This window comes from Bacillus sp. SRB_8 (assembly GCF_003264205.1).
Lineage (GTDB): Bacteria > Bacillota > Bacilli > Bacillales > Bacillaceae_G > Bacillus_A > Bacillus_A mycoides.
Genome location: NZ_NADT01000026.1, coordinates 128,744 through 144,927 on the forward strand (window position 1 = coordinate 128,744; position 16,184 = coordinate 144,927).

Here is a 16,184-nt window from a genome sequence, read left to right on the forward strand (position 1 = left end):
TAAATACTTGCAACATTTAAATTAGTACTATATAGTTCTAGTTATGACAAAGGTAAAATTAATGAATCAAAAACGTGTGATTGAAGTAGCTGCAACATTATTTTTAGAAAAAGGGTTTGCTTATACAAGTATGGATGAATTAGTACGTGTAAGCAAAGTTTCAAAGTCTAATGTGTATTATCACTTTTCTAATAAGGAAGTATTATTAGAAGGGGTCGTTGATTATTGGATTGGAATGTATCAATCTGCAATTGATGACGTACTTTCTCAGAACCAATTTTTAGTTGAAGATCGTATCCAACTGTTTTTAAAGCAATTATCACAAGGAGTTCAGTCGAGAGAGTATAAGGGGAGCTGTCCATTTATTACTCTTTATATTCAAAGTCCTACACAGGCCACGCAAATAAAAGAAAAAATAGGTCTTTTTTTTACAGAATTACAAAAGAAAGTTTCTCTATTACTTAAACAAGGGGTAGAGAATGGAGAATTCAGAAATACGATTAATATTGATGAGGTTGCATCACTTTTTATTACAAATCTTGAAGGAGCGTTATTTATTTCAGAAACATTGAAGGATGCAACTGTAATCACGAAAACAGCAGATCATTTATTTAACTTGCTTCGATAAAAGAAGCTTTTTTTTTACATCAAATTAGTACTGAATAGTACTAAAAAGGAGATTTTATATGAGAACAGTATTTTTAATTGGTGGAACAGGCTTTATTGGAAAGCAATTAGTGAAAGAATTAGCTAAAGAGGATGTTAAAATTCTTCTTTTAGTGAGGTCGAAAAGTAAAGCAACACGCATTTTTCAAGAAAGAGGCATCTTAAAAAAGGCAGTTATGCACTTTATTGAAGATGATTTGACGGAAATAGATTTAGGTCTAAGTGCTGAAGATAAGGAGAGGATATTGAAAACGGATGTGATTATTCACGCAGGAGGCCCCATGGATATTCAAGTGACAAGTAAAGAGGCAGCTTCCGTATTTTTAAATGGCGCCAAACATATTAGTGAATTAGCTAAAAGTATTCATCAATTGAAGGGCTTGCAACAATTTATTCATGTTGTAGGTTATATGAGTCCCTTTGATGATAAAAATAGCAAGATTGCAATTGATGTGTTTAAAGAAGGAAACAATTATTTGAAAATGAAAAATCCATATGAGAGATCAAAATTTTTAGCAGATCTTTATATCCGTCACCAGGCATCAGCAGTAGGTTATCCGCTTTCTGTAATTAATCCGCCAACTGTAGTCGGTAGTAGTAAAACAGGGAGTACAGAGCAGATAGCAGGATTAGGTTTGCTTGTGATGAGTATGCGAAGAGGGCTCATGCCAGTGATTCCTGGAGGTAAGGGATATAGGTTACCACTTATTTCAAACGATGAGCTTGCGAAGTTTATTGTGCAGGTTTTCAGATTGGAGCAACCGACTATTCAAACATATACACTTGTTGAAGACAAACAGCACGATCAGAACATTGCTGAATTATTAAGTATTATGTCGGAAAGTATGAATATGAGGGCACCAAAAATCTCTGTCCCAATGCCACTTATGAAAGCAATTATGAATAGTGGAGTAAGTAAAATAACAAAAATCCCTTCTGATGGACTGAATTTTATCACAAAACGAAAATTTTCAAATGTTTCAACGAAAAAAATTATGGGAGGAGATTGGTTTAAGAAGACGAGTGTAATGAAATTTTTCCCTGCCGTAGTAGCTGATCTGGATTATCGAATGATGTATCAAAATGGCCAGCATAATCATTTATTTAAACGAACATTATACGATAACACTACCCTTTACCAATTACAAGGAGAGGGTAAACCGTTTATTTTATTACATGGTTTATTGAGTGATGGAGAGGATTTATTTCCTTTAGCACAAGAGCTTCATGAAAAAACTGGTCAACCTGTATGGATCTTGGATCTTCCAGGTTTGGGACGTTCTCCTTTTAAACAAGAGAAAAATCTTCTAGATATCTATTTGAATGTAGTGAAAAAGTTATTGGAGAAAGCTACTAATGGTGCACATCTAATTGGCCATTCATTCGGTGCGTTTATTCTTCTGGAAGCATTGGTACAAAAGTATATAGATAAGAAGTATTCAATCACTTTACTTCAGCCACCTGTTGCTAAAAAAAATGCTAAATCGCTAAATGTTCCCCAATTTATGAACAAATGGACATTAAAATTGGCAACTACTAATTTGATAGGGCGTTATTTATTAAGTAATGGTTTGTTTGAAAGTATGGAGAGCATCCCTGAACATTATATCGAAAAAATAAGTAACAGTTTTACTTCTCCTAGAATTTTAAATACTACGGTTCAGCTTAACAGTTTACTACTGAAAAACGATCAAGGTGATTTCAATGAAGTAACAATGTATAATCTTCACATTATTTGGGGGGATTATGACAGAGGCTATTCTGCTCCATTGCATCTTGGTAAGGTTGATTTTGTTCCATATGGCCATCATTTTCCTCTTAGCCATCCGAGTGAAACGGCAACATTAGTAATAAAAAATAGTAATACTAGCAGATGAGAGTGTGGGATAAATAAACAGTGTATAGTAAGATCGTTGTGTCTTTGAAATAAAATCGTACTGTTTGGGGTCCCACCCCATACCTATCAAGCTATACTTCTGAAATATCCCCAAAACGAAAATTTCATCCTTTCATAGTTGTCCATAGGATCTTAGGTCGATTTTCATTTTTGAGAAGAATACATTTCTCAAATTGATGGCAATATGGGGGGGAAATAATGTTACGATGTTTATAAAAAAGTAGTTAGACTAGTGTGTTTTACTCCGATTCATTTCAAAATATAATTGAAAATCCATCTTTAAATTAAAAAAGAAGGTGTTACCTTTATATATTAATAACTTCGAAATATTGTATAACAGATAATTTTTATGCATTATTGATTAACATTGCTTATTGTGCTAACGAATCAGGATAGTGTGGCGACCGACCAACTAAATAGTTGCTTATCCTCAATTATTAGAAGGAAAGTTCTATCATTTCGCGAATTTATTAGACATAGACGAGTGCTATAATTTTCTATATATACATAAAGAGGTGACTACGCATGAATCAAAGACCGTCAGAAGAAGAATACGCCGGGAACTCCGGCGAATATATTCGTTTGGTACCGGACGGTAACATCATCGACATTCTGCTCGCCCAGGAAAAGCAAATGATCGAGCTCCTGGCATCGTTGACCGAAAGTCAGTACGCGTATCGGTATGCGGAAGGAAAATGGACGCTGAAAGAAGTCGTGGGCCACATTGCAGACTCGGAACGCGTCATGACCTACCGCCTGCTCCGGTTCGCAAGAGGGGACCAGACGCCTCTGACTGGTTTTGATCAGGAATTGTTCATGCCTCCTTTCGGAAGTTGGACAACCGAGCAATTGGCCGAAGACTACCGGGCCGTACGGCAATCAACGATCACATTGCTGCGCGGGCTACCGGCGGAGGCGTGGACCCGCAAGGGCACAGCCAACAACCTAAGCATTACGGCGCGCGCCCTCGCGTACGGCATCGCAGGACACGAACTTCATCACATGGGGGTCATCCGAAATCGGTACTTGAGTTAATCGTCGGCTGAGGCCTTTGGAATGGAACTAACACCTCTCATACAACCTTAGATACCGTTCTTATTGGGGTCCCGCTCCACAACCATCAACTTAAGGATTTAGACTATTTTTGAAATTAAAAGCACATTACTATTCTCTTATGTTAATGAGAAAGGGTGACGTGCTTTTTATGAATATGCACCAAAAACAAGAGTTATCTTTATTTGCCGAAGAGTTATATCGATTTTTTTCATTTGGGGGTATTTGTTTTTCTTAGCTTGATGATGATGGGGCACTACTCTATAATGGTCAAATTAAAATTTAAAACAGTTATAGAGACTCCATTCCTCGGAAATATTGTAACTATTAAGTTGTAAAAAGAACCATAGTTTTTTATTTTTGAAAAGGCTATGGTCCTTTTTAGTTGTAGCAAAGATATGATGTGAGGAATTTTTTTGTAAATCAAAAAATTTTGATTAATTAGTTGCATAATAAATTAATCAGCGTATATACTATAAACATCAAAAAAAGTTGATGAAGGGGGAGTGAACTAAAATGGCACAAGATTTTCAGCTCTATGAGAAAAAATTTAAAGCGTTGGCCGATCAGAAGCGTTTAGAGATTATGTATGAACTTTGTCAGCGAGGCCAGACTTGTGTATGTGATTTAACAGAGATTTTTGAAATGACGCAATCTAAGTTGTCATATCATTTAAAGATCTTATTAGATGCAGGTTTAATTGTAAAAGAAACAAAAGGTACGTGGAGTTATTATGATTTAAATGATGCGGAAGTAAATAATTTATTATCAGAAGAATTATGCTGTATCTTTAGAAAAACAGGCAAAGGTAGTTGCTGTTAAAATTTCGCACTATTAATCAAAAAAAATTGATTAATGATATGTAAAGAGGAGGAATAAGCTATGAGATATGTTCACGTTGGTATAAATGTTACGGATTTAGAGAAGTCTGTTGAATTTTATGAAAAGGTATTTGGTGTGTCACCAGTTAAGGTGAAAATGGATTATGCAAAATTTTTATTAGAGACGCCAGGACTTAATTTCACGCTGAACGTGCGAGATGAAGTTAAAGGAAATCAAGTAAATCATTTTGGTTTTCAAGTGGATACAGCTGAAGAAATTACATTACATAAAGAAAGATTAGAAAAAGAAGGTTTCTTTGCGCGTGATGAGATGGATACAACTTGTTGCTATGCAGTTCAAGATAAGTTTTGGGTAACGGATCCTGATGGTAACGAGTGGGAATTCTTTTATACAAAAGCAGAAAGTGATGTTCATAAAATTGAAGATCCATCTTGTTGCACGACTTCTAACGTAGTAGATAAAAATTCTTGTTGTTAATAGGAGATGGAAAATAAAATGAAACGTTTATCTTTTCTAGATCGATATTTAACACTATGGATTTTTCTAGCTATGGCTGTTGGGATTGGTTTAGGGTTTGTGTTTCCTAGTGTAGTAGACGGACTAAATACATTACAAGTTGGAACGACGTCCATCCCGCTCGCTGTCGGTTTAATTGTCATGATGTATCCACCGTTGGCGAAAGTTCGTTACGAGGAAATGGGCCGGGTATTTAAAGATGTAAAAGTATTGGTTTTATCTTTAGTGCAAAACTGGATTATTGGTCCTGTACTTATGTTTGTTTTAGCAATTATTTTTCTTCCAGATAAGCCAGAATACATGGTCGGGCTCATTATGATTGGTTTAGCACGTTGTATTGCAATGGTAATTGTTTGGAACGATCTTGCAGATGGGGATAAAGAGTATGCAGCAGGTTTAGTGGCTTTTAACTCGGTATTCCAAATGCTCTTTTTCTCCGTTTATGCATACGTGTTTGTAACAGTCATTCCAGAATGGTTAGGAATTGAAGGGGCTATTGTCGATATTACAATGGTAGAAGTAGCGAAATCAGTATTTATCTATTTGGGAATTCCTTTTATAGCAGGTATGTTGACACGCTTTGTACTCGTTAAGTTAAAAGGAAGACAATGGTATGAAAAGGTGTTTATACCTAAGATTAGTCCACTTACATTACTTGCATTATTATTTACAATCGTCGTTATGTTCTCTTTAAAAGGGGAAATGATTGTTAGCGTACCACTAGATGTAGTAAGAATAGCAATTCCGTTATTAATCTATTTTATTGTGATGTTTTTTGTTTCTTTCTTTATGGGAAGAAAAATTGGTGCAAACTATCCGGTGACTACAACGTTAGCATTTACAGCAGGTAGTAATAATTTTGAGTTAGCAATTGCTGTAGCAGTTGGTGTGTTTGGTATTCATTCAGGCGCAGCATTTGCAGCTGTTATCGGGCCGTTAGTTGAAGTACCTGTAATGATTGCACTTGTAAACGTTGCTTTTTGGTTTAAGCGTAAATATTTTAATGATCAACCAGTATAATTTAAAAATAAAGGCGGAAAACAACATGAAAAACAAAAAGACAATCTATTTCTTATGCACAGGAAATTCATGCCGAAGCCAAATGGCAGAAGCATGGGGCAAACAATATTTAGGCGATAAGTGGAATGTATATTCTGCAGGAATCGAAGCACACGGAGTAAATCCAAATGCTATTAAAGCGATGAAAGAAGTAAATATCGATATAACGAATCAAACATCGGATATGATTGATTCAAATATTTTAAATAACGCTGATTTAGTCGTTACGCTTTGTAGTCATGCAGATGCTGTGTGTCCATCTACTCCTTCACATGTGAATCGTGTTCACTGGGGATTTGATGACCCGGCAGGAAAAGAATGGTCTGAATTTCAACGTGTTCGCGATGAAATTGGGGAACGTATAAAACGATTTTCTGAAACAGGGGAGTAAATAAAGGAAAGAGCCAATTTTCTATTGTATAGGGGATTGGCTCTTTTTCTATACATAGTCACTACTGCATTGGTTTACAACAACTATCTCAACGAATGCAGAATATTATGTAAGAATGATATAGTTAGAATGGTAGTCTGTCTCTATTAAATTTATATATAGAAAAAAACACTATTGGTAATTAACAATGAATAAAATTTTGGTTTTTAGAGTAATCGAGATAGTAATCATAAAAAATAGCGTGTAATAAAAATTTTTTCACATGAAAGGAAAAAAGGGTGAAACACATAATAAAAGACGTATTAATAAATTATTTTAAAGAAATTCATTCGCTAGCAGTGGAAGAAGAGCTACATAAAAATAGCTGGAATACAGATTTACACTATAAAATTATGGTGAATGGAAAGCGATATTCCGCACGGTTTATCAATAGCAAGCGAACAATCAATCCAGCTTTTGGGGCGTTATCAAACGAACAACTGATAGAGCAAGTACGTTTTACGTATTATTTACGCGAGCATGGAGTCCTTTTTATGCAAATTAATAAAAATAGGTCAGGGGAGTCATTTACATTAGTCGCTTGGAATGATTAACAATACCGATTTATATTGTCTAATTGGATTGAAGGAGAACATATTACACTCTGTACAGAAGCTATCGCAGAAGCATTTGGAAAGGAAGCAAGAAAGGTTCATGATATTTCTAGTGCATTTCAAAGCGCGATTTTTCAGAAGAAATCTCATTTGGATGGGTATGTTGAGTTTATTAATATGTTAGAAAGCAAGACAAGCGCATGTAAGGAATTACGGGAGTATATAGATCTTGCTAAATATCATATAGACTGCGCATATACGAGTGAATTAGAGTTTATTGTACAAACAGACTTAAATCCTTTGAATGTTTTATGGGGCTCAAGTCAACAGGTAAAAGGAATTGTGGATTTTGAATCTATTAGTTATGTTGACCGTATTGAAGGGTTAGCCTTTTTAATAAAATGGTACTCTCGAACGAAAGGAATACAGTCGCATAAAGTATGTCCGGAAGTTGCTAGAGCATTTTTAGAAGGGTATAAAGCTAATAACATTTTAACTTCAAATGATTATAAAAGACTTTCTTCGTTGCTATGGTTATCCGGTAGTTTAAATTGGAACTTCGTTAAAAAGACGATGAGTCTATTAGGTGACGGGAGAGAATTAGAGGAACATTTGAAAGTTTATAGAGTAAGGGGAGAAAGGTTGTCTTCATTGTTTTAATTTGAAGATAACATTTCTTCTCTTTTGGGATTTATAAAACAAAGCATATGAGGTGTTCTAAAAACGAAAATACAAATTGTATTGTTTGACGGATTCGGAGAGCTTGTCTCCTTTGCACCTTTTGAGGTATTGAAAAGAGCGATAGAAGAAGGGGCTCCGTTTACGGTTGAATTAGTTTCTAGTGAACCAAAACAAGAGGTTACTACTTCGTTTGGAGTTACGGTTAAACTACATGATTTTTTACGAATGGATAATCGTCCGGATTTGTTAATTGTACCTGGTGGTGGCTGGAATCATAAAGCTGAACATGGGGCACGAAAGCAAGCAGAGCTTGGTAATTTGACCAAAATGATTAGAGAGATGCACAATGAAGGAACGATTGTTGCTGGAGTTTGTACAGGCGGTATGTTACTAGCTGCATCCGGTATATTGAATAATAAAAAGGCAACAATGCATCATTTGGCGCAGAGTGAAATTCGTACATATGGGGCAGAACTTCTTCCTTACAGAATTGTGGATCAAGGCGATATTATTACTGCAAGAGGAGTTACTTCAGGAATTGATTTAGGTCTTTGGATCACGGAAAGGTTTGCAAGTCCAAAAATTGCAGCTGCTGTTGAATATAGAATGGAATACGAGAGGCGAGGTGTTGTTTGGAAGTAATTTGAATTCTTTTTTATTGGCGTAATAATAGGGTGCTTGCTGTAGTGAAGTGAATCCGAATAGTGGTACATGAAAAAACACCTCCTGAATTTGCATATTAAGTATGCGAATTCAGGAGGTGTTTTTCGTTTGAAGACAAGAGTTCATTACTCTGAAGAAATAAAGTGGAAAGTGATTCAAATGAAAAAGAATGGGTATTCAAATCGTACCATTATAGAGACACATGGAATTAAAAATACTACAATTGTGTGCGAATTCAAGAAAAATCAAACCACCTATCCCCTAAAGAATATCGGGAACAGGTGGTTTAGGTATTTTGATATGTGTTCCGATTTTGGGGGTCACTTCAAAAAAAGATAAGTGCTTTTTATTTTTTAGCAACCAGGTAAGACAATCTCCACATTAAAATCAAAATATATATAAGAACTATCTCGACGAATGCTTACTAAAGTTGCTGTACCATTTACTTGTGAAAGTCCATTTACACATAATAGAGGTAAAGATCCATCACAGTTATAGCAAAGAACATTGTTTATTTGTACAACATCATTTAAATATGCACTAAATCCTGTTCTTGGACCTGTACATGGAAAAAATTGAGCTGGAAATCCAAAATAGAATGGTAAATTTCCAACTGCAGTAATTTGAGATACAGAAACATTACATTCTATAACACCACAAGGAGTAGTTACAGATGCTTGAGCATCACATTGAGCAACATTAAGTTTTAAATAAAATGGATCTGTAATTACAGGGAAAGTATCACCAACATGTAATGGCTCTGGAAAAATAATTGATGAAGGATTACTCGTACCGGCCGTTAATCTAATTGTCCCAGAAGTATTTATGACGTTTTGACAAGGAGTAGAACAGTCTAATAATTGTTCTACATCTGATGTACTTTCATTATCTATCTGAATTTTTTCAGAAGTGTTTAAAACTTGATTTAATTCCTCCATTTTTTCACACACCTTTAATTCATTTTTAATCTGCCTTAATAAAAAATGAAATTAAATAAGAATTAGTACATGTATCACTTGTTTTTGGATGTGAGGTATTAGTTCCTAAATAAAATTTTTCTTTTTCTGCAGTGGATTTCTTATAAAATGAAATCAATCATAGAGTGCCTTGCTCCGACTTGAACAATCCTAATTTTACATCACATCGCTATCAAGCTAAGAAAATAGAGCTACCTCCAGAATGAGGTTTTGCCCTAACTTGCAATAAAAAAGCTCGTTTTTTCGTTTAAGGTGGATCTGTTTTCTTAAGTTGATGGGCAGGTGACGGTACCACATTTAAAGAAATTTAGTTTTGTTAGCTTAATAGTAATTCAATTTTAAATTTTTCACTTTACTATTATTAGATTTGTTAGAAGGGGTATCATTTATTTGATATAATTAATGGATGTGAATCAAGAAATAGAAAGAAAGATACTTCTAGTGATTTTATACTTAAAATGTAGGGAGATTGAACAGAGTTATGGGGAATGAAAAAGAAATTAGTTCCGCTAAATTAATATGGAAGATGACGCGCCCACATACATTAACGGCGACGTTTTCTCCTGTAATTTTAGGGACAGTGGCATCACTTTATGTTGCCGAAATTCATTGGCTTTTATTTATTGCGATGATGGTTGCATGTTTAGCATTGCAAATAGCAACGAATTTATTTAACGAGTACTATGATTTCAAACGTGGATTAGATACCGCTGATTCTGTTGGCATCGGTGGTGGAATTGTCCGTCATGGATTGAAACCAAAAAATGTTTTAACAGTTGCGCTTTTATTGTATGTAGTAGCAGCATTTATTGGCATTTATATTTGTATGAATAGCAGCTGGTGGTTAGTTGTCATTGGTTTAATTGGGATGGCGGTTGGCTATTTATATACAGGTGGTCCATTACCAATTGCGTACACTCCATTTGGAGAATTAGTTTCTGGATTGTTAATGGGGACATGTTTTGTACTCATTGCTTTCTTTATTCAAACGAATACTATAACGATTGAAAGTATATTGATTTCCATTCCAATTGGAATTTTAGTAGGTGCAATCAACATGTCGAATAACATCCGAGATATCGAAGAAGATATTAAAGGTGGAAGAAAGACGTTGGTAATCCTCCTTGGGAGAGAAAAAGCAGTGGTAACACTAGCTGTAGCCTTTTTAATTGCTTATTTATGGATTGCCGTAATTGTGTTGATGGGTTATATAAGCCCTTGGGCATTAGTTATGTTCCTAGGTTTGAAAAAGCCAATCTCTGCTATTCAAAGCTTCCAAAAAGGAGCAAAGGATCCCGGGTATATGCGCATCGCAATGAAATCAACAGCGATGACAAATACGATTTTTGGCTTCTTATTATCAGCAGGACTATTAATTAGTTATCTGTTTTAAATAAAAACCCCAGTTTCTCAATTTTAATATAGAGAAATTGGGGTTTTTATTTTTGTATTTCTTTAATAATGATCAACCTCTTTTATAAATCTACATTATTTAATAGGTTAATTGAGATAAAGATCAGGATAGTTAGAGGAATGCTTTTTATATTTGTCTAAGTTATAGAGATTTTCAATAAAAAAATAGTAAAATACAATATTTTTTTATTGAAAAACGATAAATGTTATGTTAATCTTTAAAAAAAAGATAGACAAGGATGAAGAAGAATGAAAAAAATAGTTTTAGTTGGACTTTCTACCATAACTTTAATTATTATTGGTTTTGTCTCTTACATTACATTAACAACGAAAGATCCATTAAGTGACAAAGAATTTCCAAAAACTCAAGAAAAAGCAAAGGCAACTGCTATTGAATATTTTCAAAAAGAAAAACAGTTAGATGTTGTTATAACTAAAGTTGGAGTAGTGGGAGAAATAGGATATAAAGTTTGGATCGAAGGACATGAGCTGAATAATGAACAACAAAAAATTGATGCAATTATAGATGTTGCAAAAGAAGATAAATATAAAGTAATAAGTTCTAATATCGATTAAATATCGATTATTACGTATAGTTGATATTACTTTATTAATATAATTTATCATAGAATGCGACCTTTAAAATGAAAAAGCGCTATCCTGTTTGTAGAAATATACAGAAAGGATGGCGTTTTTGTATGGATTTTTTGATTCAAGATGAGTTTCATTATTTGTTGAAGAATTACAGTTATCTCTGCATTTTATCTTTATCTCGGTATGCGATTATCTTGATATAACTATGTTACATTTAGTAGTGACAGAAATAGTGAAAGATTTCTAATTGGTTAAAATATAAAATGAACTATTTCTTTATAAAAATAAAATTAATCGTGGGGAAGATGAAATATGCAAAGAACAATTTTAATTGTAGAAGATGAAGATATTTTACGTGAAATCATGAAGGATTACCTACTAAACGAAGGGTATAACGTCTTAGAGGCGATTGATGGGAAAGAAGCGTTATCTATATTTGAAGAACATGAGGTACATTTAATTATTCTAGACATTATGTTACCGGAATTAGATGGTTGGGCGGTTTGCCGGCGAATTCGGAAGAAATCTAATGTACCTATTATTATGCTAACGGCTCGGGTGGATGAAGATGATACCTTACTCGGATTTGAAATGGGAGCGGATGATTATGTTACAAAACCATATAGTCCTCCTATTTTATTGGCAAGGGCAAAACGATTAATTGAAAGCCGATATTCTTCCACTATTAATGTATCTACTGAAGACACATTAACTAGTAGTGGTATCCATGTACATTTCCCTTCTCGTACAGTAACTGTAGATGGGGAAGACATAAGTATGACACATACAGAATTTGAAATATTAACGTATTTAATGCAAAATCAAGGGATTGTGATTTCGAGAGAACAACTAATCACTAAAATTTGGGGTTATGAATTCGCTGGGGATGATCGTACTGTTAATAGTCATATCCGTAATTTGCGTCATAAATTAGGACAAAAAGCGACTTGTATTGTAACCGTTGTGCGAACTGGTTATAAATTTGAGGGACAGGTATGAAAAAAGGAATTGTATTAAAGTTATTTATATTAACTACGGCATTATGCACACTTATTTTAGTGACTATTTTTATTGGACAAACCATATTTTTTAAGCAATATTATTCGAATCGAAAAGTTAATGATATTAAAACGAATATTCAATCCTTTGAAAAGGCATATATAAAAGCTGGAGATGACGCGAAAAGGATTCAAGAGTTGGAACAAAATTTCTACCAAGATAATGCGACATGGATTACAACGCTAGATAGGGTAGGGAATATAAAATATGCAAGTGATTTTTCTTTAGAAATTCAGTTAGATCCTAACGGAAATAACACCTTTTCTGAACGTTTAATTCAGATACCGTTGTATAGTTTTGTTAATTTAGAAGATATACAAAGGATAAAAGATAGTTTAGAACAGGGGAGTCATATTATTATCGATGGAGTGCAGGAAGGTGATGCAGTAGTCCCTGCGATGTTAACAATAAAAGAGAAGAATATTGGTTTGGAGAACAAGCAGTTGTCAGAGAAGTTATATGGCCCAAAAGTCGCATCTTCAAAAGAAAATTCACAGTTATATTTAGCAGGAAGTATTAAGAACGTGCAGTTACCGGAGGGTACTGTAGGAACTAACTCTATTTATGGAAATCGTGTGTTAATAGATAGAATAAAACAATTTCAGGTTGATTTAATATTAAATCAAAAACCAAATAATATTACTTCTACAGAAATAGTGGATTATGAAGAAAATGATATTAAATATAAACTATTAATCAAACCAACAATAGATGCAGATGGTAAGGTAAATTATATATTTGCTATGACATCATTGCAACCAGTTGATGAAGCTGTGCAAATGATAAAGGATTATTATGTATATTTAATTATCTTTGTTTTGATTTTAATCGTTTTGATATCGTTCTATTATTCAAATAAAATCGCCAAACCACTATTACAAATAAATGATACTACAAAAAAATCGCTGGTTTAGATTTCTCAGAGACGATACCTATTACTACAAAGGATGAAATAGGTGCTTTATCACAAAATATTAATACACTTTCTAAGGCTTTGCATTCGTATATTAATCAATTGCAGCAAGATATAGAGAAAGAAAAGCAATTAGAAAATACACGTAAAGAATTTATCGCGGGTGTTTCACATGAGTTAAAAACACCTTTAAGTATTATGAAGAGCTGTATTTCAATTTTGGAGGATGGTGTTGCTAGTAATAAAAAGGATTATTACTTTAAAGCAATGTCAAAAGAAGTAGATAAAATGGATATGCTCATTATTGATATGCTGGAGTTAGCAAAATTCGAGTCTGGTACGTATAAAATGGAAATGGATGTTTTCCATATTGATGAGATGATTGATTATATATGTGAGCAATTAACCTCGGATATAATAGCTAAGCAATTACATGTGCATAAACAACTTTCTAAAATTGAGGTAGTTGCAAATCCACATCGAATAGAACAGGTGGTTACTAACTTTATTACGAATGCGATTCGTTACACACCAGAACAGGAGAATATTATTATTTCTACAATAGAAGAGAATGAACGTGTAAAAGTATGTGTAGAAAATAAAGGAGCACATATTGAACTAGAACATTTAGAGAAAATATGGGATCGTTTTTATCGAGGAGATACGTCTCGTCAACGCTCCAAAGGTGGAACAGGATTGGGCCTTGCTATTTCAAAAAATATATTAGAGCTGCATGGTGCGGAATATGGTGTTTCGAATACAGAAGATGGAGTGTTATTTTTCTTCTACTTAAATAAAAACGTGTAGAATTTTCATTCTACACGTTTTTATCATTTTTAAACAAAATCGACATTATCTGCATTTTATCTTTATCAGCATTCATTAATATCTTCATTAGAAAGGGAATGAAAAGCTGATAAGGAGATTGTTAAAATGAAAAAAAGAGTGACATTGCTTTTATTTATAATATTAATAATGGGCACAGGAGTTAGTTTCATACATGCTAAGGGGCATAAAAATATATCACAAGAGGATTTACGATTAAGAGGAAAAACAATTGTAATTGATCCAGGGCATGGTGGAGGAGATAGAGGGACGAAAGGAAAGAAATTTGGAACGATTGAAAAAGAGCTTAATTTAAAAGTAGCACAAAATATAAAGAAAGAATTAGAAGAAAGAACGGATGCAAAAGTTATATTGACGCGTGAAAAAGATGCGAGTTTACTTTCAGAAACAAAACAAAAGGAAGAATTGCAAGCGCGTGTCAAAGTAGTGAAAGAATATGCGGCGGATCTTTATATTAGCATTCATCATGATGCTTTTGAGGATACAAATGTAAAAGGAATAACAACTCATTATGGATCTAATAAAAGGAAAGATAAAAAATTAGCTAAGATCGTACAAGAAGCTATTTTTGATCAAAATATAGACAGCCGAGATCGAGGTGTTCATGGCAGTGATTTTCTTGTCTTACGAGAAAATTCTTCTCCGGCTATCCTAATAGAATTAGGGTTTACATCTAATGCGAGTGATGAAAAAAGAATGAATTCAGAAGAATTCCAAGCAAAATCGCAAAAAGGAATTGTGGATGGCATTATTAATTATTTTACGATGTAATAAAATAGGCAAATAGAAAAATACTATTCTTTCTAAATCTTAATTAGGAAGAGTAGTATTTTTTATTTTGGGTGTATATCCAGTTTTCAAATTAAAAACAAATATTTTTCTAAAGAGTGGATGCAATACGCTATTCTTTAACTGATTTCGACATTATCTGCATTTTATCTTTATCCATCTCTATTAATCTATTTATTGTAAACACCGGGTGAAACTAATGATTCAGTCGAGTAAAGGCTCAGCCTTATAAATAATGAATATGAAAATTAATAGGGAAAGGATCGAAAAATAATGAAAGAATCACAAAGTAAGAAAAAAACAAGTCGATTAACTAAGGTAATAATATCTCTAGGAGTTGTTTTAGCAACGACCTTTTTCACTTTCTTTTTAATTGGAAAATGGCACTCTATCCCAGCGAAGGGAGTAGCTAATGAAAGTATGAAACAAGTTAATACGCAACAACAAGAAAAGAAAAAGGAAACATCACCAGCAAAACAAAAAAGACCTGATGGAAAACCGGTAGGAAAAGTTGTCTATTTAACATTTGATGACGGTCCTAGCGAATTGACTGGGAAATTTTTAGATGTACTAAAAGAGCAAAATGTTGCCTCTACATTTTTTATGCAAGGTAGCAATTTACAAAATACAGGTTTTCAGGAAAATGTAAAACGAGCAGTAAAAGAAGGACATTATATTGGTGCACATAGTATGACACATAATAGTGATAAGCTATACAAAAAGGGACAATTTGTACCAGAGATGAAAGAAACGTTAGATCTTATCCATAATATTACGGGTACAACTCCTAAACTGGTCCGTCCGCCATATGGATCTGCACCAGGATTAAAGGGAGAGGAAATTCGGAATCAAATTGTAGAAGCAGCAATAAAAGTTTGGGATTGGACAGTAGACTCAAATGATTGGAAATTAAAAGATAATCCAACTCAGATTATCGAAAATGTAAAAAAACAGACAACAGAAGAAGTAGAAGTTGTTTTAATGCATGAAAAAGCACAAACATTACAAGCTCTTCCTGAAATTATTAAATTTTATAAAGAGCAAGGGTATGAATTTGGGGTATATAATGATGAGGATCATTTTCGTCTAAACTTCCAAAAAGATCAACGTCTATAGTATAAACATAGTTATTTTAAAAGGTGTTTTTATTACTAAATCAATAATTAAGCCAAAAGTCGATTTCCTATACGATAAAGAAATCGGCTTTTTCTTTATGGAATTTTACTTTGTG

Annotated in this window: 14 protein-coding genes and 3 pseudogenes; 16 read left to right on the forward strand and 1 reads right to left on the reverse strand. The window is 33.6% G+C overall.

The features are described 5' to 3' along the window. Positions 1 to 61: 61 nt before the first annotated feature. The 10 genes and pseudogenes from B5P40_RS22385 to B5P40_RS33730 all read left to right on the forward strand — a co-directional run. Complete coding sequence (locus tag B5P40_RS22385; protein ID WP_002128043.1) at positions 62 to 628, forward strand: TetR/AcrR family transcriptional regulator; 567 nt, start codon at positions 62 to 64, stop codon at positions 626 to 628. A gap of 58 nt (positions 629 to 686) precedes the next feature. After that, complete coding sequence (locus tag B5P40_RS22390; protein WP_113709899.1) at positions 687 to 2,543, forward strand: alpha/beta fold hydrolase; 1,857 nt, start codon at positions 687 to 689, stop codon at positions 2,541 to 2,543. A gap of 545 nt (positions 2,544 to 3,088) precedes the next feature. Further along, positions 3,089 to 3,598, forward strand: a complete 510-nt coding sequence (locus tag B5P40_RS22395) for a DinB family protein (RefSeq protein WP_002013615.1) — start codon at positions 3,089 to 3,091, stop codon at positions 3,596 to 3,598. A 534-nt stretch (positions 3,599 to 4,132) separates the two neighbouring features. Next, a complete protein-coding gene (gene arsR, locus B5P40_RS22405; RefSeq protein ID WP_000046014.1) occupies positions 4,133 to 4,438 on the forward strand; it encodes an arsenical resistance operon transcriptional regulator ArsR in 306 nt (101 codons plus the stop codon). 60 nt (positions 4,439 to 4,498) lie between these two features. After that, the gene (locus B5P40_RS22410) at positions 4,499 to 4,936 is read left to right on the forward strand and encodes an ArsI/CadI family heavy metal resistance metalloenzyme (RefSeq protein ID WP_088265414.1); all 438 of its coding nucleotides are present in this window, start codon (positions 4,499 to 4,501) and stop codon (positions 4,934 to 4,936) included. A gap of 18 nt (positions 4,937 to 4,954) precedes the next feature. Beyond that, positions 4,955 to 5,995, forward strand: a complete 1,041-nt coding sequence (gene arsB, locus B5P40_RS22415) for an ACR3 family arsenite efflux transporter (protein WP_016120475.1) — start codon at positions 4,955 to 4,957, stop codon at positions 5,993 to 5,995. A gap of 25 nt (positions 5,996 to 6,020) precedes the next feature. After that, positions 6,021 to 6,425 (forward strand): arsenate reductase (thioredoxin), encoded by a 405-nt coding sequence (arsC, locus tag B5P40_RS22420; protein WP_000791428.1) that lies wholly within the window; start codon positions 6,021 to 6,023, stop codon positions 6,423 to 6,425. Between the two features lie 278 nt (positions 6,426 to 6,703). After that, positions 6,704 to 7,678: pseudogene (locus B5P40_RS22425) on the forward strand (phosphotransferase). Between the two features lie 69 nt (positions 7,679 to 7,747). Further along, on the forward strand, positions 7,748 to 8,341 hold the full coding sequence (locus B5P40_RS22430; RefSeq protein ID WP_113709901.1) for a DJ-1/PfpI family protein: 594 nt from the start codon (positions 7,748 to 7,750) through the stop codon (positions 8,339 to 8,341). 129 nt (positions 8,342 to 8,470) lie between these two features. Further along, positions 8,471 to 8,605 (forward strand): annotated as a pseudogene (locus tag B5P40_RS33730) (IS3-like element ISBt2 family transposase); the annotation flags it as partial. A 110-nt stretch (positions 8,606 to 8,715) separates the two neighbouring features. On the opposite strand, the gene B5P40_RS22440 reads toward B5P40_RS33730, so the two are convergent. Further along, entirely contained in the window at positions 8,716 to 9,300 is a 585-nt protein-coding gene (locus tag B5P40_RS22440; RefSeq protein WP_003190019.1) for a hypothetical protein, read from the reverse strand. A gap of 520 nt (positions 9,301 to 9,820) precedes the next feature. Between B5P40_RS22440 and menA the strand changes: the two genes are divergently transcribed. From menA to B5P40_RS22470, 6 genes and pseudogenes are all read left to right on the forward strand, one after another. Next, positions 9,821 to 10,732 carry a 1,4-dihydroxy-2-naphthoate polyprenyltransferase gene (menA, locus tag B5P40_RS22445; RefSeq protein WP_113709903.1) on the forward strand — a complete coding sequence of 304 codons (912 nt, stop codon included), beginning with the start codon at positions 9,821 to 9,823 and terminating at the stop codon, positions 10,730 to 10,732. Positions 10,733 to 11,001: 269 nt separating this feature from the next. Then, positions 11,002 to 11,328 (forward strand): hypothetical protein, encoded by a 327-nt coding sequence (locus tag B5P40_RS22450; protein WP_002128033.1) that lies wholly within the window; start codon positions 11,002 to 11,004, stop codon positions 11,326 to 11,328. 330 nt (positions 11,329 to 11,658) lie between these two features. After that, positions 11,659 to 12,345, forward strand: coding sequence for a response regulator transcription factor (locus B5P40_RS22455; protein WP_002190078.1), 687 nt, complete (start codon positions 11,659 to 11,661; stop codon positions 12,343 to 12,345). Continuing rightward, positions 12,342 to 14,125 (forward strand): annotated as a pseudogene (locus B5P40_RS22460) (sensor histidine kinase). The gene B5P40_RS22455 and the pseudogene B5P40_RS22460 overlap by 4 nt, the downstream one beginning before the upstream one ends. A gap of 126 nt (positions 14,126 to 14,251) precedes the next feature. After that, positions 14,252 to 14,935 carry an N-acetylmuramoyl-L-alanine amidase family protein gene (locus tag B5P40_RS22465; RefSeq protein ID WP_113709904.1) on the forward strand — a complete coding sequence of 228 codons (684 nt, stop codon included), beginning with the start codon at positions 14,252 to 14,254 and terminating at the stop codon, positions 14,933 to 14,935. 291 nt (positions 14,936 to 15,226) lie between these two features. Beyond that, a complete protein-coding gene (locus B5P40_RS22470; RefSeq protein ID WP_002033202.1) occupies positions 15,227 to 16,069 on the forward strand; it encodes a polysaccharide deacetylase family protein in 843 nt (280 codons plus the stop codon). Positions 16,070 to 16,184: the final 115 nt, after the last annotated feature.

What these genes read in the sequence shown, in the direction of transcription:
- B5P40_RS22385 (WP_002128043.1), top strand. Translation starts at nt 62, where the DNA reads ATGAATCAAAAACGTGTGATTGAAGTAGCTGCAACATTATTTTTAGAA.
- B5P40_RS22390 (WP_113709899.1), top strand. Translation starts at nt 687, where the DNA reads ATGAGAACAGTATTTTTAATTGGTGGAACAGGCTTTATTGGAAAGCAA.
- B5P40_RS22395 (WP_002013615.1), top strand. Translation starts at nt 3,089, where the DNA reads ATGAATCAAAGACCGTCAGAAGAAGAATACGCCGGGAACTCCGGCGAA.
- arsR (WP_000046014.1), top strand. Translation starts at nt 4,133, where the DNA reads ATGGCACAAGATTTTCAGCTCTATGAGAAAAAATTTAAAGCGTTGGCC.
- B5P40_RS22410 (WP_088265414.1), top strand. Translation starts at nt 4,499, where the DNA reads ATGAGATATGTTCACGTTGGTATAAATGTTACGGATTTAGAGAAGTCT.
- arsB (WP_016120475.1), top strand. Translation starts at nt 4,955, where the DNA reads ATGAAACGTTTATCTTTTCTAGATCGATATTTAACACTATGGATTTTT.
- arsC (WP_000791428.1), top strand. Translation starts at nt 6,021, where the DNA reads ATGAAAAACAAAAAGACAATCTATTTCTTATGCACAGGAAATTCATGC.
- B5P40_RS22440 (WP_003190019.1), bottom strand. Translation starts at nt 9,300, where the DNA reads ATGGAGGAATTAAATCAAGTTTTAAACACTTCTGAAAAAATTCAGATA.
- menA (WP_113709903.1), top strand. Translation starts at nt 9,821, where the DNA reads ATGGGGAATGAAAAAGAAATTAGTTCCGCTAAATTAATATGGAAGATG.
- B5P40_RS22450 (WP_002128033.1), top strand. Translation starts at nt 11,002, where the DNA reads ATGAAAAAAATAGTTTTAGTTGGACTTTCTACCATAACTTTAATTATT.
- B5P40_RS22455 (WP_002190078.1), top strand. Translation starts at nt 11,659, where the DNA reads ATGCAAAGAACAATTTTAATTGTAGAAGATGAAGATATTTTACGTGAA.
- B5P40_RS22465 (WP_113709904.1), top strand. Translation starts at nt 14,252, where the DNA reads ATGAAAAAAAGAGTGACATTGCTTTTATTTATAATATTAATAATGGGC.
- B5P40_RS22470 (WP_002033202.1), top strand. Translation starts at nt 15,227, where the DNA reads ATGAAAGAATCACAAAGTAAGAAAAAAACAAGTCGATTAACTAAGGTA.